Annotated in this window: 16 protein-coding genes; 5 read left to right on the top strand and 11 right to left on the bottom strand. The window is 57.9% G+C overall.

Going from position 1 to position 19,782, the window contains the following annotated elements; translation table 11 throughout:
• Positions 1 to 7: 7 nt before the first annotated feature.
• The 3 genes from soxZ (at position 8) to IOD40_RS13050 (ending at position 1,804) form a co-directional block, all read left to right on the top strand.
• Positions 8 to 334: a thiosulfate oxidation carrier complex protein SoxZ gene (soxZ, locus tag IOD40_RS13060; RefSeq protein ID WP_198476995.1), complete on the top strand. Its 327-nt coding sequence runs from the start codon at positions 8 to 10 to the stop codon at positions 332 to 334.
• A 157-nt stretch (positions 335 to 491) separates the two neighbouring features.
• Entirely contained in the window at positions 492 to 1,487 is a 996-nt protein-coding gene (locus tag IOD40_RS13055) for a cation diffusion facilitator family transporter (protein ID WP_198476993.1), read from the top strand.
• Complete coding sequence (locus IOD40_RS13050) at positions 1,484 to 1,804, top strand: ArsR/SmtB family transcription factor (RefSeq protein WP_325099734.1); 321 nt, start codon at positions 1,484 to 1,486, stop codon at positions 1,802 to 1,804. The genes IOD40_RS13055 and IOD40_RS13050 overlap by 4 nt, the downstream gene beginning before the upstream one ends.
• Positions 1,805 to 1,883: 79 nt before the next feature.
• Here IOD40_RS13050 and treY read toward each other — a convergent pair whose 3' ends face one another.
• From treY to glgX, 4 genes are read right to left on the bottom strand one after another with little or no spacing between them, the layout of a single operon-like run.
• On the bottom strand, positions 1,884 to 4,451 hold the full coding sequence (gene treY / locus IOD40_RS13045; RefSeq protein ID WP_198476989.1) for a malto-oligosyltrehalose synthase: 2,568 nt from the start codon (positions 4,449 to 4,451) through the stop codon (positions 1,884 to 1,886).
• On the bottom strand, positions 4,448 to 6,097 hold the full coding sequence (malQ, locus tag IOD40_RS13040) for a 4-alpha-glucanotransferase (protein ID WP_198476987.1): 1,650 nt from the start codon (positions 6,095 to 6,097) through the stop codon (positions 4,448 to 4,450). Before malQ ends, treY begins: the two co-directional genes overlap by 4 nt.
• A 5-nt stretch (positions 6,098 to 6,102) precedes the next feature.
• Positions 6,103 to 7,911, bottom strand: coding sequence for a malto-oligosyltrehalose trehalohydrolase (gene treZ / locus IOD40_RS13035; protein ID WP_198476985.1), 1,809 nt, complete (start codon positions 7,909 to 7,911; stop codon positions 6,103 to 6,105).
• Positions 7,904 to 9,979, bottom strand: a complete 2,076-nt coding sequence (gene glgX, locus IOD40_RS13030; protein WP_198476984.1) for a glycogen debranching protein GlgX — start codon at positions 9,977 to 9,979, stop codon at positions 7,904 to 7,906. The genes treZ and glgX overlap by 8 nt, the downstream gene beginning before the upstream one ends.
• A 552-nt stretch (positions 9,980 to 10,531) precedes the next feature.
• Here glgX and IOD40_RS13025 point away from each other — a divergent pair.
• Together IOD40_RS13025 and IOD40_RS13020 are read left to right on the top strand one after the other, a co-directional pair.
• Positions 10,532 to 10,750, top strand: a complete 219-nt coding sequence (locus IOD40_RS13025; RefSeq protein ID WP_198476982.1) for a helix-turn-helix domain-containing protein — start codon at positions 10,532 to 10,534, stop codon at positions 10,748 to 10,750.
• Between the two features lie 218 nt (positions 10,751 to 10,968).
• On the top strand, positions 10,969 to 11,262 hold the full coding sequence (locus IOD40_RS13020; protein ID WP_198476980.1) for a DUF982 domain-containing protein: 294 nt from the start codon (positions 10,969 to 10,971) through the stop codon (positions 11,260 to 11,262).
• A gap of 176 nt (positions 11,263 to 11,438) precedes the next feature.
• Here IOD40_RS13020 and IOD40_RS13015 read toward each other — a convergent pair whose 3' ends face one another.
• The 7 genes from IOD40_RS13015 to IOD40_RS12990 form a co-directional block, all read right to left on the bottom strand.
• Positions 11,439 to 14,486 (bottom strand): efflux RND transporter permease subunit, encoded by a 3,048-nt coding sequence (locus IOD40_RS13015; RefSeq protein WP_198476978.1) that lies wholly within the window; start codon positions 14,484 to 14,486, stop codon positions 11,439 to 11,441.
• Positions 14,483 to 15,538 (bottom strand): efflux RND transporter periplasmic adaptor subunit, encoded by a 1,056-nt coding sequence (locus IOD40_RS13010; protein WP_198476976.1) that lies wholly within the window; start codon positions 15,536 to 15,538, stop codon positions 14,483 to 14,485. Before IOD40_RS13010 ends, IOD40_RS13015 begins: the two co-directional genes overlap by 4 nt.
• Entirely contained in the window at positions 15,535 to 16,569 is a 1,035-nt protein-coding gene (locus tag IOD40_RS13005) for an efflux RND transporter periplasmic adaptor subunit (protein ID WP_210336903.1), read from the bottom strand. The genes IOD40_RS13010 and IOD40_RS13005 overlap by 4 nt, the downstream gene beginning before the upstream one ends.
• 23 nt (positions 16,570 to 16,592) lie before the next feature.
• A complete protein-coding gene (locus IOD40_RS13000; protein ID WP_198476974.1) occupies positions 16,593 to 17,078 on the bottom strand; it encodes a hypothetical protein in 486 nt (161 codons plus the stop codon).
• 339 nt (positions 17,079 to 17,417) lie between these two features.
• Positions 17,418 to 17,630 carry a hypothetical protein gene (locus tag IOD40_RS12995; protein ID WP_198476973.1) on the bottom strand — a complete coding sequence of 71 codons (213 nt, stop codon included), beginning with the start codon at positions 17,628 to 17,630 and terminating at the stop codon, positions 17,418 to 17,420.
• A gap of 128 nt (positions 17,631 to 17,758) precedes the next feature.
• Positions 17,759 to 17,890 carry a putative transporter small subunit gene (locus tag IOD40_RS19875; protein ID WP_210336902.1) on the bottom strand — a complete coding sequence of 44 codons (132 nt, stop codon included), beginning with the start codon at positions 17,888 to 17,890 and terminating at the stop codon, positions 17,759 to 17,761.
• Between the two features lie 11 nt (positions 17,891 to 17,901).
• A complete protein-coding gene (locus IOD40_RS12990; RefSeq protein ID WP_210336901.1) occupies positions 17,902 to 19,494 on the bottom strand; it encodes a sodium:solute symporter family protein in 1,593 nt (530 codons plus the stop codon).
• Between the last annotated feature and the right edge of the window lie 288 nt (positions 19,495 to 19,782).

Raw genomic sequence — 19,782 nt, 5'->3', positions numbered from 1 at the left:
GACCATCATGACCAGCAAACCACGCGTTTGGATCAGCAATCGGGAACCTCAGGTGGGAGATGTGGTCACCGTCCGAGCCATGGTATCGCATGCCATGGAGACGGGATTTCGTAAGTCTCCGGCTGGCGAAATCATCCCGCGCAACATCATCAACCGCTTCGAATGCAGCTTCGATGGCCAAACAATCTTCGCAGGCGATCTCGACACCGCTGTGTCTAGAAACCCGTTCATCGAGTTCAAGTTCAAGGTGCCGGGCGCAGGTCAGCTGCAAATGGCATGGTCCGACGATGAGGGACAGAGGATCGACGCGGCACTGGAGATAGCGACGAGTTAAGGACACACCTCGATCAACGCGTCGGCGCGGCAACTCTACGCGCGCTTCCTAATGGCGGGGAACACGTTACGACGCGAGCCCCCGCATAAGCGTGATATCTACCGCTTGACGTCTCACATATGAACACCTATTCATATGTGAGACGAAGAGAGCTTCCATGACGCACTCACCCGCAGATCATTCGCATCACGATCATTCCCACGCACCTGAAGTCACCAGCACCAATGAGCGCAAGGTCCTCATCTCGCTGGTGTTGATTTCAGTCTTCATGGTCGTGGAATTGGTCGGCGGTCTCATCTCCGGCTCCCTCGCACTGCTCGCCGACGCAGGCCATATGCTCTCCGATGCGTTAGCTCTCGCGCTCGCATATGCCGCATTTCGCTTTGGCCGTCGCAGTGCTGATCAGCAGCGGACTTTCGGCTACGCACGGCTTGAGGTGGTGGCCGGATTCGTAAACTCGCTGACGCTTTTCGCGATTGTTCTCTGGATTCTCTACGAAGCGTGGCAGCGCTTTCAGTCTCCCTACGAAATCCTTGCGGGACCTATGCTTGGTGTCGCAGTGGCCGGGCTCATCGTCAATTTGGTGGTGATCTGGATCTTGACGCGAGGCGATGCCGAGCATGTGAACATCAGGGGCGCGCTGCTGCACGCAGTTGGCGACCTTCTCGGGTCGGTGGGCGCGGTTGGGGCTGCCATAATCATTGCTTATACAGGCTGGACTCCGATCGACCCGATCTTGTCGGTCCTTGTCTCCATGCTCATACTCCGAAGTGCCTGGAAACTATTGAAAGCGTCCCTGCACATCCTGCTAGAGGGAGCGCCCGAAGGGGCTTCGGCAGATGACATCAAATCGCATCTGCTCAATGTTGATGGCGTATCTGACGTGAGCCACGTGCACGTCTGGTCGCTGACGTCCGGCAAAGCATTGGCCACATTGCATGTGACCCCTGTTGACGCAAAAGACGCGCGAAATGTTGTTGCCGCAGTTGAAGCTGCCCTTCACCAGCGCTTCGGGATTTCCCACGCGACAATCGCGGTCGACTGGGAAGATACCGCGAAATGCAGCCTGGCAACGGTGGAAACGTCAGACCACGCCCACAATTGCTCGGAAGAGCATGGCCCGCAAGACTTGCAAGTAAGGGCCAAGCCGTGAGCGAAACGAGAGTGCCTAGCGTCCAGGAAGTAAGCGTTCTCGCGGAGACTTTCCGCCTACTGGGAGACCCGACGCGCCTGCGTATCCTGTTTTACTGCCTTGACGGCCCAAAACCCGTCAATGATATCGCTGCAAGCCTCGATCTTTCGCAAACTCTGGTCAGCCACCATTTGCGGCTGCTGCGCGCCGCCCGCCTGATGAAAGGCGAGCGCCGGTCGAAGCAGGTGTTTTACCAGCTGGCGGATTGCCACGTAAGCGACATGCTGACGGATATGGCGATCCATATGAATGAAGAAGACGCTGAGCAGGAAGCCTAGAGGACTCTTTCGGGTTCAAAACATGCGTACGAATAAGAACCTGAGGCTTGGCGCATGACTCCGTTTGGCCTGACGCGCTTTAGTCGTCGCGCTCAATCCGCACCGCCATCGCGACCGGAAGATTGCCTAGAACCGCCTGTAGCGGCACCTTGCGTTCGGCATGGAAGGACTTGCCGGTCAGGACATGTCGAAAAACACCCGACCCTTCACCTAGGTCGATGACGGTGTCTGAGACCCCGGAAAGAACAGCGCGGGTGAGGGGGAGACGCGTCAGCACGATCAGTGCGACCTGCCCGCCCAGCACCCGCAGATATGCCGCATGGTAGGATGCGAGCGGTCCACTGATGCTTAGGGGTACGTAATCGCCTGCAAGGAATAGCTCCGGATGCTGCGCCCGGGCATTCAAAACCCGTGCGATCATCTGTTGCTTGATCCGGCCGTCTGTATCGCTGCCATTAAAGTCCGGCAGATCAGTTGTTTCATCAAGCCACGCTTCAAGCGTGGCGAAGTCGATGGGCCGGCGATTATCTGGATCAACGAGGCTGAGATCCAGAACTTCTGACCCTTGATAAATGTCCGGGATTCCGGGCGCGGTCAACTTTGCCATCGTCTGAGACAGCGAATTTATGTGCCCCGCCGCAATGAAAGTCCGTATGGTTGCGGCGAAATCCTCGATGAAGGCTTGGTTGTCCATGGACAACAGCCGCGTGGCGAATGACTTCACCGCCGCCTCATACTCCGGATTTTCCTCAAGCCAATCGGTGCGCAGCTTCGCCTCGCGCAGAGCCTTCTCAAGATAGGGAAAAAAGCGCTCAGACAACGTCGAAAGCACCGAACCGGAGAGATCCTCATCTGACGGCCAAACACCAACGAGCGCTTGGTAGATCAGCCATTCGACGTCGGGCTCGGGTAGGCTATGCCCTCCAAGATCTCCGCGCAGGCTCGAGTTCATTCGGCTCCACCTGCTGACTGCTTCAGAAAAAATATCCGGAGCCTCGGCCAACGCATACAGCCTCGCCCGCGCGTCCTCCCCGCGTTTGGTGTCGTGGGTGCCTGTCGCCAGCAGTCCAAGCGGACGTTCTTCCATCATCGCGGCATGGAATGCGTCAACGCCGCCTTCGCTCCCCAGAGGGTCAGCGCCCACCTCGTTCAATGCGATGAAAGGATTGACCCGATAGAAGAGAGTGTCTTCGATCGCCTTGGCCATCACCGGCCCGGTAAGCTGCTGGAAGCGCGCGCGGAATACCCTGTCCTCATGCTCTCCGTGAATCAGGGACGTTACGAACTTGATCGCCTGGGGCTCTGCTTCTTCTCGTGCCAGAGCAGAGCCGACGGCATTACCGAGCACAGCCAGATCCGGGCATGAAAGCCCCTCATCTTCGCCATAGGTACGATAGACCTCGAACCCGATTATGATCTCAGCCAAAGCTGCAGCCAGCGCCTCTCGCTGCAACGGCAATTGTCTCTTGGCCGCATGTTCCGATGCAATTGCCGCCAGCCGCATTAGCTCGCCTTCAAAATTGCGGCGAAGGATCAACTCCTTCGCCGCCCTGATCTCTTCAGGTAAATTCAGCGACTTGCTGCAAAAAGCCTCATAAGCGCTTCGAAAAGCCTCCCGCCCAGCCGTCTCGCCCAAGAGGCCTGACAGGGTTTCGATGAACTCATACCCCGTGGTTCCGACGTTCCCCCAATCGGCGGGTAGCTTTTCCCCCGGGCCGAGTATCTTCTCGACGAGCAAGATCTGTCCTGCCTCCATCTGCGCGCGGAGCCGCGCAAGATATTCCCCGGGGCGCGCAAGGCCATCGACGTGATCGACGCGAAGGCCATCCACTCTGCCAGAGCGGACGAGGTTGAGGATCAGCCTATGGACGTCGTTGAACACGGCCTCATCCTCAACCCGCAGGCCAACCAGACCGGTTACCTCGAAGAAGCGGCGGTAGCTAAGATCCTTACGCGCATCCTTCCAGTATGTGAGTTCCCATGACTGGCGCTTATGAAGCGCAGCGAGAAACGAACGGTCCTGCGAGAGTCTCTCCAGTTCGTCATCGATGCGGCCGTCAAACGGCGCCTGCCAGCCATCCTTGCCCGCGAAGGACGAAGCCTGCGGAAATGACCCCGCGACAAAGCCGTAGCTGTTCGGATTGAGCGGGAAGAGATTGTCGAAGTAGCCCAACGCGAGACAGCCATGGGCGCGGTCGAGCGCGAGGCGGATTTCGCCAGCCTCCAGCGCCTCATCAAAGGGCTTTCCTAAAACCGGAAGGGTGAGACGTCGGCTCCAGTCGATGTCGAAGTGGTCAGCAAATTCGCTGTCGCTGCCGAACTCGATCACACTGCGCCACCATGGATTTTCCAGCGATGCGGCCATGTGGTTCGGTACGATGTCGAGGATGAGCTTCAGCCCGGCAGCATCAAGTGCCGCGTGCAGGCGCTCGAAGCCCTCGTCCCCTCCAAGATCAGGATCGAAGACATTATGGTCAATGACATCATAGCCGTGTGTCGATCCCCTGGTCGCTGCAAAGACTGGCGATGCATAGAGATGGCTGATGCCGAGCTTCTTCAAATAAGGAACCAGCGCTGCAGCACGATCGAAGGTCATGCCGTTGCGGAACTGCAGACGGTAAGTAGCTACTGGCGCAGATGCGCTCATGTCGGGCGCTCCTTTCGAAGTGCCGCTGTGAGCCGCGCAAACAGAGCGCTTTCAGCGACCTCTTCCAATGTCAGCTCAAGCTTTCTTTGCCAGTTGGGATATTCGTCCGCGGTGCCAGGTAGATTGGTCGGATGAAACTCTCCCACCGCATCCGCCAAACGCATTGCTGTCAGCCGCGACGGCGTGCGCGCGATGTAGCGATGCGCAGCCAACGCAAGCGCTGCATAATCCGCGTCATCCAGGCGTCGCGCAACTAACAGGCGGCGCATTACGCGCTTGGAGATCAGACCGGCCCGGGCGAACGCAATAAGCAAATTCCGTCGCTCGCGAACTCGCACATGACGCTGGGCGGACGCTGATGCCGCCTCAATCAATTCATGTTCGGCACGCAGCTTGATGTCGTCGCCAGCCCACCAGCCCTTGAGGGTGGGAAGATCATGAGTTGAAAGGCAGGCGAGCGCCAAAAGGAGCCAGTCTTTCGGGGCAATAAAATTCGAGCCGCTCTTTTCGAAATAGAGGATCCGATAGGAGAGGATCGCCGCTTCTGCCATCGTGTCGCGAAAGCCTTCAGGCACATGACCCAGGTCTTCTCCGATCACCACGAGCTTCTGCCGCTGTGAAATTTCCGCAAGGGCGGCGATGGTGCCTTCAAGCGGATATTGCACATAGATGCCCTCTGCCGGAGCGGCCCCCTTGGGTATCCAGAACAATTGACGTAGCGACATTGCATGATCGATCCGAAGCGCACCTGCATTACGCGACGCCGCTTCCATCAATCCGCGATAGGAGGCAAAGTCGTCGGCTTCCAGCGCCTCGGGAGACAGTGGCGCCAGGCCCCAATCCTGCCCTTCAGCAGTAAAGACATCTGGAGGAGCACCAACCGAAACTCCCCGTACAGCAAGATTCTTGTCACCCCACGTCGCCGAACCATCTGGTGCTTCGCCTACCGCGAAATCCAGATAAAGCCCAATTCGCATCCCCGCATCCGCCGCCACAGAAGCCGCACGCGCAAGTTGCTCGCGACAGATCTGTTGCAGCCATATCTGGAAATTGATTTCATCTGCGTTCTCAGTCGCAAATTGAGCCACTGCAGCGGATGCCGGATCGTGAAATTCTTCTGGCCACGCCAACCATCCCGCGCCGAAACCCTGAGCGACCATTTGCAGTGACAGCGCTTCGAACAGGGCATGAAGACGAAGCTGTTGATCAGCATCCACAATCTTCGCCGGCTGTTCCCGCCAGATCTGCCTAAGCCCCGCAAGCTTCACTTCGGCGACACCGGGATAGTCAACCAGCCGAGCAGACCGAAGCGTGGATAAGACCGCCTCATCCACCATCCCATTTTCAAAGCCATCGACCTTGTCGACCGCTATGTAGAGCGGGTTTAGGAAGCGCCGGTTCGATGGGGAGAAGGGACTTCGCCGGTTTGGCTCTCCGAGGAACAGGGCATGGAGCGGGTTGAGGCCGACAAAGCTTGCGCCTGCTTCGCCAGCAATTGTCACGAGTTTCGCGAGATCCGCGTAGTCGCCAATGCCCCAGTCACGATCGGAGCGTATCTCGTAGAGCTGGAGGCTAACGCCCCACGCGCGGCCTCTCTCCAGCCACTCCGGCAGAAAACATGAGGCGGACCGGGCGGGATGTAGCATGGATCTCATGTCTCGATGGCCACCAGCACATCCCAAGGCTGCAAAACATCACTGTCGCTCTCCTGGACGTCGAAGCTGCGATAGATGATCTGTCCGTCGGGGAGGGGGCAGGCACACGCCTCATCCATCAAATTGGCGCGTAGCGCGAGACGCACATCGCCAAGCTGCCAGTTGATGGCGATCAGGCCTGGATCGGCAGGCAGGACGACGCCGGGCGAGGAAGCGCTGTCATCGAGGTGAGGAACGATATGCTCCCTCCGTAGCGCGAGCAGGGCGCTTACATTTCCGAGGCACGCCTTTCCCTCGTCGCTTTCTCGTTGAGACCAATCGATGCGCGACGCGTTGAACGTTCGTACCGCATTCGGATCGGGAATGGCTTTGGGGTCTTTGCCGAAGCTCTTGAAGTGCGAGAATTCACTGCGCCTTCCCTCACGCACAGCTTTGGCAAGATCGCCGTGAAAATCGGTGAAGAACTGGAACGGGCGACGTTCTCCCCACTCCTCGCCCATGAACATCATGGGAATGTGAGGGGAAAGAAGAAGAATTGCGGTCAACGCTTTCAGCGGTTCCGGTGCGGCCAATTCAGTCAGCCGCTCGCCGAGGGCCCGGTTGCCAATCTGATCATGGTTCTGCAGGAAATTGATGAAGGCCGTGGTGGGAAGATCGGTACTGACCTCGCCTCGCAGCTTGCCGCCAAGATGCTTTGACGGCTCGCCCTGATAAGCGTAGCCCTCGGCGAGGCAGCGCGCGATCAGCGACGCTGGCTCTTCAGAATAATCCTCATAATAACCTTCGGTCTCCCCGGTCAGGAGAACATGTGCCGCATTGTGGAAGTCATCGTTCCACTCCGCAGTAAAAAGTTCCACCTCACCGTTCTCCCGCGCGTGCAGCGAGGCAAGATTTCGGTTATCTTCGGTAACCAGATGGCGGGGGCGATAGGTAAATTCGCGCCTCACCTTTTCAGCCAACTCCAAAAGCAGCTCGTTTTCAGACGGATCACGGATCTGGTCTATCGCATCAAGTCGCAGTCCGTCGAAATTGTACTCGTCCAGCCAGAAGCGGGCGTTGTCGAGGAAGAACTGGCGCACAGGAATTCTGTCATAAGCAATCGCGGCACCCCATGGCGTGTGGCGATCCTCGTCGAAAAACTGCGGAGCAAATGTCGGAAGATAGTTCCCCTCTGGTCCAAAGTGGTTGTAGACGACGTCAAGCAGGATCATCAGTCCTTGACCGTGCGCCGCATCGACCAGCTGCTTCAGTTCCTCGGGCGTTCCGTAAGCGTTGTGCGGTGCATATGCGAGGACACCATCGTAGCCCCAGCCACGTGCACCCGGAAATTGTGCAACCGGCATCAGTTCGACAGCCGTGTATCCGGCCTCGACCAGAAGGGGGAGCTTGTCTATGGCAGCAAGGAACGTGCCTTCCTCGGTAAAGGTACCGACATGCAGCTCGCAAATGACCGCCTCGCGCCAATCACGACCCCGCCAACCGGAATTCTGCCACCGATAAGACGTTGGATCGACCACAAGCGACGGTCCATGTACGTCCGTCAGCTGCGCTCGGGAGGCGGGATCCGGCAGAGCACGTCCATCGGGCAGGATGAAGCTATATGGCGTGCCCGGTGAAACGCCCGAAGCAAGCAGTTCGAACCAGCCATCCTTGTCGCGCCCCATCTCGGACTCTTCATCCTCAATGCGGATAGACAGTTCTTGGAATGCTGGAGCCCAGATGCGGAACCGGACCTCTCCCGCCCGGACATATTCAGCGCCCCAATGCCGCGGATATACGCGAAACTCGCGATCGGGCTCAGGCATGACGGCGCTCTACAAGGATCAGAGATCGGTCGCCTAGGAGCACAGCGCCAACGGCCGTATCTCCCGCTTTGCCTCGCTCGCCATCTTGCGTATCCACAATGATGCGCCATTCCTGCCCCTCAGGGAGATGAAACTCGAGCGGCTCATGATGTGCGTTGAACAACATTCCAAGCTCTTGCAGATCGTCGTTGAAATAGACGCTCATGGCGCGGGTATCCGGGTTCTCCCAATCGAACTGCTGCATGCGCTCGCCGTCGGGGCGGGTCCAACGCACGTCTTGGGCCCCCCCATCCGTTTCGTCCCCATGCAGGAAGCGCGCCTGCGCCAGGAGCGGTTGTCGGCGTCGAACTTCTACTATTCGCGCGACGAACGCATGAAAGCCTTCCGGGCGGTCGCCAACTTCCGACCAGTCCAGCCAGTTCATCTCGTTGTTCTGGCAATATGAATTGTTATTGCCGTTCTGGGTGCGGCCGATCTCGTCCCCCATCAGGATCATGGGGGTTCCCTGCGACAGGAGTACGGTAGCGATGAGGTTGCGGCGCATCTTTTTGCGCAGCTTGACGATGTCAGGGTCATCACTTGGACCTTCAACCCCGCAGTTCCAACTCAAATTGTGCGAATGGCCGTCATTGTTGTCTTCGCCATTCGCTTCATTGTGTTTGTCGTTGTAGGAAACGACATCATTCAGAGTGAAACCGTCATGCGCGGCTACGAAGTTGACGCTGGACCAAGGTCGTCGCCCACGCTTTTCGAACAGGTCAGCCGACCCCAGTAGCCCACTGGCAAGGGGACCAGCCATCGCCTCATCGCCTTTCCAGAAACCACGTACCGTATCGCGATAGCGGTCGTTCCATTCGGCCCATCCCGGAGGGAAGTTCCCCAATTGATAGCCGTTCGGGCCAGTATCCCATGGCTCGGCTATAAGCTTCACCCGCGACAATACCGGATCCTGCCTCACCGCATCCAAAAACACCGAGTGCTGATCAAATGCATCTCGATCGCGTCCCAGCGAGCTTGCAAGATCGAAGCGAAAGCCGTCGACGTGACATTGCTCGACCCAATATCGCAGGGAGTCCATCACCATCTGCAGCACGCGCTGATGGCGCAGGTTCACTGTGTTGCCGCAACCGGTGGTGTCGAAATAATAGCGCGGATCGTCCGCAAGAATGTAATAGCTCGCATTGTCGATGCCTCGGAAGGAAAGCGTCGGCCCCAAATGGTTGCCTTCCGCCGTATGATTGTAGACGACATCGAGGATCACCTCGATGCCTGCCTCGTGCAGGCGCCGCACCATCAGCTTGAATTCGTGAAGGTTGCCCTCCGGCGAGATGTACCGAGGAGCCGGCGCAAAAAAGCCGATCGTGTTGTAGCCCCAGTAGTTGGAAAGACCGCGCTCGATCAGGTGCCGGTCATCGAAGAAGGCCTGCACCGGCATCAACTCAACGGCTGTGACCCCAAGTTTGACGAGATGGTCGATCACCTGTGGCTGGGCAAGGCCCGCGAAAGTGCCTCGCAATTGCTGCGGCACGTCTTCGCGCCGGGCTGTCATGCCCTTCACATGCGCCTCGTAGACGATCGTATTCATCCAGTGCGTACGCGGTCGCTGATCGTTCCCCCAAGTGACAGCGGGATCGACCACTATACATTTTGGCATCACGGATGCTGAATCCCGCCTGTCCATGACGAGATCGCCCTTTGCGCCCCCAATCCGGTAGCCGAAAAGCGCATCATGCCATTTGATCTCGCCGTGAAGCGCAAGGGCATACGGATCGATCACCAGCTTGTTCGGATTAAAACGATGCCCCTCGCTCGGGGCATAAGGCCCATATACCCGGTAGCCATAGAGCTGACCTGGCCGAACGTCCGAGAGGTACCCATGCCAGATCTCGTCTGTGTATTCGGGCAGCTCCACGCGCTCCAGTTCGCGCTTGCCCGCGCGATCAAAAAGGCAGAGCTCCACCTTGGTCGCATTTGCCGAGAAGATAGCGAAATTTACCCCTGTACCGTCCCAGGTTGCACCCAGGGGGAACGGAAGGCCGGATTTCAGAGAAGGGCGCGAAGGCTGCATAAACACCGCCAGAGGAAGGGTTGTTGCAACTCGAACCGGCCAGCCCGACGGAGGTTCCATTTCGTCGCACGCGTTTGGAAGATTTGTGCAGGAACATACTGAGACGGTGCCAGTTCGGAACGTGATCGCGGATTCTAAGTAGGCTGGAGGAACGAATGCAGCGAAACGCCAAAATGGCAGCTAAACTGCTCGAAAATGCAGTTCGGTGGCCTCCCACCGACCCGGAGACTGTAGCGCCCGTACTGGATAATGATGAGGCAGGGCAGAGAGCCAACGAGCGCTGGGTGAGACGCGCTCTTGATCGCAAAACCCGCTGTGACGACGTGTTCTGGGCATGGGCATTGCCCCCTAAATAGCCAGTTTTGAAGGTCTCTTCCGCGATTCAACATGAGCTTCCAAACGAACGCTCAACGCAAATCGCCAGACATATCGTACCGTCAGCTGACGTTTCTTCTTGATTTTCGTGTGGCCGTCGCCCATCTACGGCGAGAACGCTGCCGTCTCCGGCGGCGGTTTTGTCACACCATTTCCACAAGAAGAGAGGATTAGAGTATGGCCGCAATCGTGGAGTCCATCACCGCCGCTCTCAGTTCAGGGGTGAATGTAATCACCGCCCTTCGTGACGCATACGGGTACTCGATCGAGGATCTGTCGACGACTTCCGGGCTTGCCGTTGCCGAGGTCGCAGAACTGGAAGCTGGAAATATCAATCCGGAAAAGCTGGCGCGCCTGACATCGTCGCTGGGCCTGCCCGAGAACGTCGTCGCCTGACGCGGCTACGTCCCCGCGGGATTTTTAGGCAGTTGGGGACGACGAAATACCATTGAAATCATCTGCGCCTTGAGCCCACTTGTTCAACGCCTGGAGCCATTGCTCCGAGGCGTTGGGCCCAGGCCATCTTTCGGCCACTTCTCCGTTCATATGTTGTTAACCAGAGCAAGCTGTTAGAGCTGCCGCTGCTTCTGGAACATATGCTGGAGGAGTAGACGATGCACACTCGTGTGTTTGACGTCCCGGTTTTCGTGAAGACCGAGGATATGACGATCGAGGAAATTGTATCCCTCGAAGATGCGCTAACGTTCCTGGACAAGTGGCCGAGCCATCGGCGTGGACCGACTTTCAGCACTGCACGTCGCGCATGCGACCTTGCACTCAAGGGCAAGTACCCTGTCAGCAGTGCCCGCCAGTCATTCGCCTCGTTCGCAAAGTTCATGCGTATCCTGAATGAGGCTAACCCGAACGCTCTCGCGGCTTCGCGGAAAGAGTACATTCTGATCAACTGACGTATCTTGACGGGTGACGGAAGTACTTCCGTCACCTTCGTCTGGCGCAGCCCTCCCTGAGATCGGCCCCATCTTGGTCTTCCGCGGCGTGCGTCTGCATCATGATGCGCTAACGGTGGCCACAATGCAGGGGCCCGATCTTCAGACTTTGAACGCTGAGGTTCGCACCATCAGATTTACGCCATCGTCTCATCTTCGTCCGCCTTCACGCCATAGACAGCGCAATAAAGTGCCGGCGCGAAAAGGAGCGTGATCAGCGTTCCCGCAATAATACCGCCCATCATGGCGATCGCCATCGGTCCCCAGAAGATCTGGCGCGAAATCGGAATGAGTGCCAGCGACGCAGCAGCTGCGGTAAGCAAAATAGGGCGAGCGCGGCTGTCAGAGGCTTCGAACACTGCGGCCCATCGGGAGCGCCCCTTCTCAATCAGCACCTGCACTTCATGGATCAAGATGACTGAATTTCTGATCAGAATTCCAACGAGTGCCAGGACGCCGAGCAACGCGACAAATCCGAGCGGCGCATTCAGGGCCAACATGGATGCAACGACACCGATAATGCCCAGCGGGGCGACCGCCATGACGATGAACATGAGCCGGAAGCTCTGCATCTGAACCATGACCAGGACCAGCATGGTCAGGATCATCAGCGGTACGACCGCAGCGATCGGACCCTGACTCTTTTCCGTCTCTTCATTGATGCCCGCGGTGACGATCCTGTGGCCCGGCGCCAGATTCGCGGCAATTTCACCTATCTGAGGCGCCAGGTCGGAATTGACCGTCGTCGGCTGGTCCTTTGAATAGACGGCCGCCTTGACGGTAACCGTGGGCACTCGGTCGCGCTGAGCGATCATTGGCTGCTGGATGTCCCATTCGATCCCGGCAATTGACGCGAGCGGCACTGGGATTCCGCTTGGGCTCATGAGCTGCAGCGATTCAACGGCCTCAATAGAGTGACGATCCTCTTCATTGCCGCGAGCGATGACGTCGATCAGCTTGTCACCATTGCGCAATGATGTGATCGATACGCCGTAGGAAACCGTAGCCAACGCCTGGGCAACATCAGACTGGGTCATCCCGGTCATACGCAGTTGCTCCTGATCGATGACGATACGAGCGATGCGTACCGGCTCGCTGGTATCGATCGTAATGTTGTCGAGGCGCGGGTCGGTTCCCAGAAGAGCCGCAACCTTGCGCGCCGCGGTAATGTTTGCAGCCATATCAGGGCCGCTGACGCGGTATTGCACAGGCTTGCCAACCGGCGGGCCGACCTCGATCAGCTTGGCAAAGATCTCGACGCCCGGCTGCCGGCTGGCATAATCACGAACTGCTGCGCGCAGCTTGTCCCGCTCTTCTATCCCCGGTGTCTGGATAATGATCTGGCCCATGAATGGTGATGGCGTCGGTGCATCGTGGGTGAGGATGAACCGTGGTGTCGGGCGACCGACATAGGAGGTGAAAAACGAGACCTCCTCGCGCTGGGCAAGGAATGCCTCGAGCTTCCCGATGGCCTCATTGGTAGCCGCAATAGAACTGTTTTGACGCAGCGATACATCGATCAACAATTCCGGACGATCCGATGTCGGGAAGAATTGCTGCTCAATCTTTGTCATGCCGACAAGTGAGACCGCAAAAATGGCCAGCGTCGCGAGGATGGTCGTCCACTTGTGCAACATCGACCAGCGCAATGCGCGATGAAAGAAGCGGCGGAGACGGCCCGGCGGTGCATTGTGGTGCTTGAACTGGGCTGGCAGGAAGGTTGCCCCCAGCAGCGGCGCAAACAGCACTGCAACCACCCAGGACAGGAGCAACGATATCGCAATCACGTAGAACAAGGACTGAGTGTATTCGCCGGCCATCGAATTGTTCAGGCCAATCGGGATGAACCCTGCAACGGTCACCAGCGTACCTGAGAGCATCGGAAACGCGATGGACGTCCAGGCGTAGGACGCGGCCTTATCGATCCTTTCGCCCAGCTCCAGCCGCGAGATCATTGTCTCGATCGCGATCATTGCATCATCTACCAGAAGGCCTAGCGCGATGATGAGAGCGCCGAGCGAGACTCGCTGCAGCGTGATACCCATGAGATCCAGGATTACGAAGGTGAGAGCGAGAACGAGCGGTATGCTCATTGCGACCACAAGCCCGGCACGAAGGCCGAGCGAGATGAAACTGACCGCAAGTACGATCACGACTGCCTCGACCAGTGCTGTCATGAACTGATCGATAGAGTGCTCAACCACCTGCGGCTGGTCCGCAACCTTGCTAACGTTGACGCCGAAGGGAAGACGGGCGGCTTCTGCCACCATGAGCGTTTCGAGAGCCTCGCCGAACTCGAGGATATTGGCCCCCTGTTCCATCCCGATTGCGAGCCCGACAGCGTCCTTTCCATTCAACCGGACCAGTGACGAAGGCGGATCAGCATAGCCTTCGCTCACCTTGGCGACATCGGCGAGCGTGAAATACACTTCGCCTGCGCGCAGCGGAGCGGCTGCCAATTCGACAGCTGTATTGAAGCGGCCTCCGACCTCAAGGGCAATCTGCTCTGTCGGTGTCTGGATCACGCCTGCAGGACTGATCGCGTTTTGGTCGGCCAGCGTCTGCATCACCAGTTTCACGTCGAGTCCCAGTGCCGCTAGTCGCCGCGTGTCGAACTCGATGAACACGACCTCGTCGCGCGTGCCGACAATCTCGACCTTGCCGGCATTGTCCAGCGTCAGGATCCGGTCACGCAGATCTTCGGCAAGGTCGCGCAGCTCCGATTTCGAATAGCCATCACCGGTCAGCATGTAGATGGTACCGAACACGTCACCGAAATTGTCGTTGAAGCCGAAGCCCGCAAATTCGGCCGGAAATTCGCCGCGGATGTCCGTCATCATGTTGCGGACACGAAGCCAGGTGTTCTGGATCTTCTCGCCACGGATGGTTGGCTTGAGATCGACGTAAACCACTGCGATGCCCGGCGACGTCTCGGAGCGGGTAAAGTCGAGCTCGTCGAGTTCCTCGAGCTTGTTTTCGATCCGCTTCGTCACCTGCTCCAGCATTTCATCCGTGGTCGCGCCCGGCATCTGCGCGGTGATCACCATCGTCTTGATGGAGAAGGATGGATCTTCCTCTCGGCCAAGATTGACATAGGCCAGCGCCCCGGCGACCAGAGACACGATCATCAGGAACCAGACGAAGGAGCGGTGTTTGAGCGACCAGTCCGAAAGATTGAAGCTCATCGGCTGATCCTTTCGCCTACGATCTGGCCCGCTGTCGCGGCTTCAATACCGCGCGTAAGGATTTCGTCACCTTCCTTCAGGCCAGACGTGACGATGATACGGCCTTCAATCTCTGGCCCCATTTCAACCTGAACCGGTTCTAGCTTCCTGTCGGGACCGACCCGCCAGACCCTTGGCGCGCTCTCGCGGCGGTCGATCGCACTTGCCGGAACGCTGATGATGCGCCCCTCGCCAAGATCGACTGCGACATCGACGAGAGAACCTAGTCGGAGGCCATTTCCTTCCAGAGATATTCGCACCCTGTGCATCCGGGCCGCACGATCAGCAACCGGCTCAACGAGCCTTATGGTACCGGCTATCCTCTTACCGCCCACGATGCGGGGGGAGACCTGGAACTGCATGTTCTGATTGAACAAAGGCAAATAGGTCAACGGCACATCGATCACCGCCTCGCGGCCCTCGCTCGCCGCAAGAGTGACAATTGGTTGGCCCGCACTGACTGTGGCACCCGGTTCCGCTTGGATTGCCGTGACGATGCCAGCCATTGGCGCCCGCAAGGTGGCATAGAGCTCCGCATCCTCAGCTCGCTCCACCGTTGATCGGGCTGCGTCGGCAGCGGCAGCTGCCGTGTCCATGGCAGCCCTTGCAGCTTCCAGATTGCTGGTAGAAGCGACGCCGCGCCTGTTAAGCTCGGCAACCCGCTGATAGCCCTGCATTGCCTGCGCCGACTGAGCTTCGGTTGCCCGCAATGACGCACGTGCTGCAACCGCATCGTCTCGCAATGATCGCTCGTCGAGCGTAGCGATAATGGTATCTTTCTCAACGGCATCACCAAGCGAGACTGGCCGTGTCTCGATTGAACCAGCCGCAAGAAAGGCGAGGTTCACTTCACGGGTGGCCCGTACGATGCCGGGGAAAGATCGAAAGTTCGCAGCTGAAGGCGCCACAACTTCAGAGAAAACCGGGCGACGGACTGACGACGCTGGATCCTGTGCTGAGACAGGAAACGTCGATAATGCGATCGCTAAGAAGATGAGAGGAAACGATCTCATGGCTTCGTCCCCACGGCGACGGCTTCCCGCCCCGGATACAGCAGATACGCGCCAGCACCGGCAACCCGTTCGCCTTCCTCAAGTCCCTTGCTGATATGAACGCTATCGGAGGTAAACTTAGCGATCTCGACATTACGGATCTCTGCCCGAGCGCTTTCCTTATCAATCACCCACACTGCAGGCCTGCCTTGATGGGTGACGAGCGCGGCGGCCGGAAGCATCACCGTACGATCGGTGGCGATTTCGAGACGAGATTTGACGGGCGTGCCAAGGCTGAGCGCCCTGTTTTCATCATCGATGCGCGCGCGCAGAGAGATTGTGCCGGTAGCGGAGTTCACCAGGGGAGCGACCTCCGAAATTTCGGCTGAGAAGACCTCGCTGCCGTCTTCAAGCGAGCTGAGTTCGATCTGTTTGCCAATCATTTGATCGATTTGCGGTACGGGGGGTACGTAAAACTGAGCTTCCCGTGCCCCTTCGCGCGCAATCGTGACGAGCGTCTGGCCTGCAGACGCCACCTGGCCGGGCTCGGCGCTCCTTTGGGTCGCGATCCCCGAGACCGGTGCGCGCAGCGTCATGTCGTCCAGAGCCTGCTGCGCCTTCGCAAGCTGTGCGGTCGCTTCGTCAACCGAGGCCCGCGCTGCCATCAGTTCCTGCTCGGCGTTTTCAAGACTCGCGCGCGTGCTGGCACCACGCTCGACCAAGCCAACAAGACGGTCATACACCGACTGTGCTTGTGTAAGCTGAGCTGTAGCAGCTGCAGATTGTGCGCTCGCGGCACCCAGCAAGGCGTTGGCTTGTGTCGGGTCGAGCCTTGCGAGGACCTCTCCCAAGCTAACTTCGTCGCCAACATCGACGTCGATAATGACAATACGCCCCGCGCTCTTGAAGGAGAGCGGCACCACATCGGCCGCTTCAACCGTTCCGGTTAGCTCCAGAGCCGAGACAGCAAGCTGATAGCGTACGACGATCTCCTCAATGGGAAGCGGGCCCGCCGCAAAGGATGGCGCTGACGAGGCCAGCAGTGCTGACATTAAGGCTATGTGCCATTTCCGGCTCATGTCAGGTGTCCTCCCTTTTCGTGAGCGTCCCGCCGAGCTTGGGCGCGCGCAACAATGCTGTTCTCGGCGAAGACCGGAGTAACTGGCGCAGTTGAGGTGAGTTCGAGTGCACGGCTTCTTGCAACGCCGAGGCAACGCAATATCGCAGCGATCGCACCGCTAATGTATTCGTCGGGCGACAGCGGCTCTGTTTGACGGGACGCAAGCCGGAGCATCGCAACGCGAACCATGCCAAGAACCATATCCGTGGCAAGGCCGACATCATCCGAGTGGAAGACACCCGCAGCCATCCCATCAGTGAGTTCGCGGGTCAGGCCACCGCTGATCTCGCGCATCAACATTTCAGCGTTCAGACTGCGCGCACTCATGAAGTGGCCAAGAACCGGATAATGCTGAGCCGCGGAGAGAACTGTAATCACCCCGAGCGCCACGGCGGCATCGGCCGCTGAACAACGCGCAACAAGCTCTTCGGTGTAGGCCACCAGCTCATTCGCAATGTCCTGGCAGACAGCATCGCAGAGATCATCATTGGTACGAAAATGATTGTAAAAGCTGCCGCGCGAAACGCCGGCTGCCTGGTCACCTGACCAATAACTGCCGAGTTGACCCCTTGCTCGGCGAAGACAAGAATCGCGCTTTCTATCAGGCGTCGACGCATCTGTTCCCGGCGCGCCTTTGCGGTGCGCGAGCGATGGTCGGATTCGGCTTCATTACATCCGTTGCCATTTGGGAAGCTGCTGCTGGTGCATGACGTCCATGCACGATAGCTAAATCAGCCGCCCCATCATCGCAATGACAAATTTGTCAGAATGACAATTTTGTCATTCGACATCCTCGGTCGGCTCTAGCATTTCAATCAACCTGGCAATATTCGCGCCTGGCGAGGGACGGCCCTCGCTAATTAGAGCCTCATCATTGTTTAGCCAGTTGAAGGCTTCCCGAAGTTCATCTGCATTGGCGCCTGTGGCAACCAGTTCCGCTGCAAAACCCGCGTCGACGGGTCCAAGAATGGAGGTGATTTCGTCGAGGGTCATGATCCCATCTCCCGTTCGAAAACTGCCCTCAACCTGAGATAGAAAATCGCTCAAGCTTTTCCAAAACGCATTGCGCCGGGGAAGGACCCCCGGCGCATTATTCGTCAATCTATTGCAGTCGACGATTGTCAGATTATCGGACGGCCCTCGCGTCGTGCGGCCATCATCTCTTTGAAGAAAGCCCTAACGAGAACCGCCAGCACACCGGCCACAATGACCGGCCAGATCAACAGGTAAACGCTCATGAATTCAGCTGACATTTGACGCCTCCTTAGCTCAGAACTGGTTCTTCATCGAAATTGCCGGTCGCCTGCCTGATCTGCTTGAAGTCGAACTCAACCTTGTTGGCGAGCGATACTGCAGTGCAGACAAGCGCACTAACCGCATATGCCAGTAACGACGCGGTCAGCACCGGATAGGTGTGCAAGAAGCCGATCCCGTAGGGCATCGAGATAGCGGCAATGACTACACCGACCGCAATACCGATACGAGCACCAAGAAAGCCGAACACCATCAGCCCGGCAATGATGCCCACCCCGAAAACAGCCAGCACGTCCGCAACATATGCCGACACTCCAGTCAGCTCGACAAAGCCGAACCGGACCGGGAAGAAGACGGCAAGCGCTACAAGCACTGAACTGGTAAATGCGAGATTCGAGACGCGGGGCCAGTAGAAGCTGGCAATGACCGGAAACACAAGTGCGCCCCAAATCGCGCCAACCAGAACCAGAAGCTCCAGGATGTTGAGGCGATTGGACGCGATGTAGACCGCGATGCCTGTTGCCACGATCATCGTCACCCGCCCAATGAAGAGCATGTGCTTCGGATTCGCGCAGCCGGGTTTTGCAATGTTGCGACCGTAGACGTCCGTCATCATGATCGATGACAGGGCAGAAAGATCACTGTCGGCGGTGGATGCCATCGAACCGATGATCATGATGAAGAAGAGGCACATGAAGCCGACGCCGAGATAGCTTGCTGCAAGCTGCGGCACCAGGTTGTTCATGTCTCCATTTATCGGCTCGACGCCCAGATAAAGTGCGAGCACCCCAAGCATCCCGACACCGATCACGGTCGCACCATAACCGACAGTCGCGGTCAAGAAGGTCATCTTGATCTTGTCTTCACGCACGGCAAAAAGCCTTTGCGCAATCGTCTGGTTGCCGATCGCATAGGCCAGCACGGCCGCGATATAAGGCGCGCCCTGATTGAAGAAGGCGTCGGATGAGAAGAAATCGAGCTGTTCCGGCGACAGGTTGCTGCGCCCGGTCTCAAATACGCCAATTCCGCCCGAGGCCAGGAAGACAGCAGGAACGATGATGACGACAGCGCCGAGCATGGCGCAGACCTGAATGAAGTCGGTCAAGATCGAGGCTCGCAGGCCCGACCACAGCGTATAGAGAAGGACACCCGCAGCCGTAATCAAAACGCCGGAAGAGAACGAGAGCGGCGAGACGATCGAAATCAGGGCACCGCCAGCGATGAAATTCGATGCAAGGCTCAGCAGACTGCCCATGACATTGGAGCCGGCAAGGATCAGCTGACTGGCGCGCCCGTGACGCGCATGCAGAATTTCGGCCAAGGTATGCGCATTCGGCGCCAACTTACGAATGCGCCTTCCGAAGGGATAAATGAAGAGGATCATCAGCGCACCCCAGAGCCCGTAATGGATCGGCCCGGAGACGCCATAGGTGTAGCCAGAGGTTGCGGAGGCGTAGAGCGATGATGCCCAGATCCACGTCGCCGTCATTGAAGCGGCAGAGACGCCGAAGCCCACATTGTTCCCCGCCGTCATGTAGGCGTCCGCGTTCTCGTTCTTCTTTCCGATGGAAAGCGTAACGACGAACGTGGCACCAAAAAACATGATCAGGAGAAAAATCGTAAGGGGCGTACCTAATTGTTGAAGTTGCATGTTTGCTTCTGTTCTTACTCAATTCGTACCGTCTGAGGGAAAGACGACCGTTTTGTCAGACCCAGAGGAAGTAACGTCCAGATTTGGACAAGACAGCAGCGAGAGTTGCTGCAATAGAAAACTGACCCGCGGACATATATCTCGCAGGGCGCCGAAGGTTGGCGAAAGGTCAGTGTGCCGTCCTTATAAAGATATTAAATCGTTAGGCAACCCGACTTGCTCGCTTCCTGCCAAAAGCAT

Source organism: Aquamicrobium zhengzhouense (assembly GCF_016124105.1).
Taxonomy (GTDB): domain Bacteria; phylum Pseudomonadota; class Alphaproteobacteria; order Rhizobiales; family Rhizobiaceae; genus Aerobium; species Aerobium zhengzhouense.
Note: the sequence above shows the minus strand (reverse complement) of the source record. Positions and strands in the feature narration are given on the sequence as shown.

Coding starts and splice junctions, on each gene's coding strand:
- treY (WP_198476989.1), bottom strand. CDS start 4,451: ATGAGCGCATCTGCGCCAGTAGCTACTTACCGTCTGCAGTTCCGCAAC.
- soxZ (WP_198476995.1), top strand. CDS start 8: ATGACCAGCAAACCACGCGTTTGGATCAGCAATCGGGAACCTCAGGTG.
- IOD40_RS12990 (WP_210336901.1), bottom strand. CDS start 19,494: ATGTTTTTTGGTGCCACGTTCGTCGTTACGCTTTCCATCGGAAAGAAG.
- IOD40_RS12995 (WP_198476973.1), bottom strand. CDS start 17,630: ATGACCCTCGACGAAATCACCTCCATTCTTGGACCCGTCGACGCGGGT.
- IOD40_RS13025 (WP_198476982.1), top strand. CDS start 10,532: ATGGCCGCAATCGTGGAGTCCATCACCGCCGCTCTCAGTTCAGGGGTG.
- IOD40_RS13005 (WP_210336903.1), bottom strand. CDS start 16,569: ATGTCAGCACTGCTGGCCTCGTCAGCGCCATCCTTTGCGGCGGGCCCG.
- IOD40_RS13015 (WP_198476978.1), bottom strand. CDS start 14,486: ATGAGCTTCAATCTTTCGGACTGGTCGCTCAAACACCGCTCCTTCGTC.
- IOD40_RS13055 (WP_198476993.1), top strand. CDS start 492: ATGACGCACTCACCCGCAGATCATTCGCATCACGATCATTCCCACGCA.
- IOD40_RS19875 (WP_210336902.1), bottom strand. CDS start 17,890: ATGTCAGCTGAATTCATGAGCGTTTACCTGTTGATCTGGCCGGTCATT.
- glgX (WP_198476984.1), bottom strand. CDS start 9,979: ATGCAGCCTTCGCGCCCTTCTCTGAAATCCGGCCTTCCGTTCCCCCTG.
- treZ (WP_198476985.1), bottom strand. CDS start 7,911: ATGCCTGAGCCCGATCGCGAGTTTCGCGTATATCCGCGGCATTGGGGC.
- malQ (WP_198476987.1), bottom strand. CDS start 6,097: ATGCTACATCCCGCCCGGTCCGCCTCATGTTTTCTGCCGGAGTGGCTG.
- IOD40_RS13010 (WP_198476976.1), bottom strand. CDS start 15,538: ATGAGATCGTTTCCTCTCATCTTCTTAGCGATCGCATTATCGACGTTT.
- IOD40_RS13020 (WP_198476980.1), top strand. CDS start 10,969: ATGCACACTCGTGTGTTTGACGTCCCGGTTTTCGTGAAGACCGAGGAT.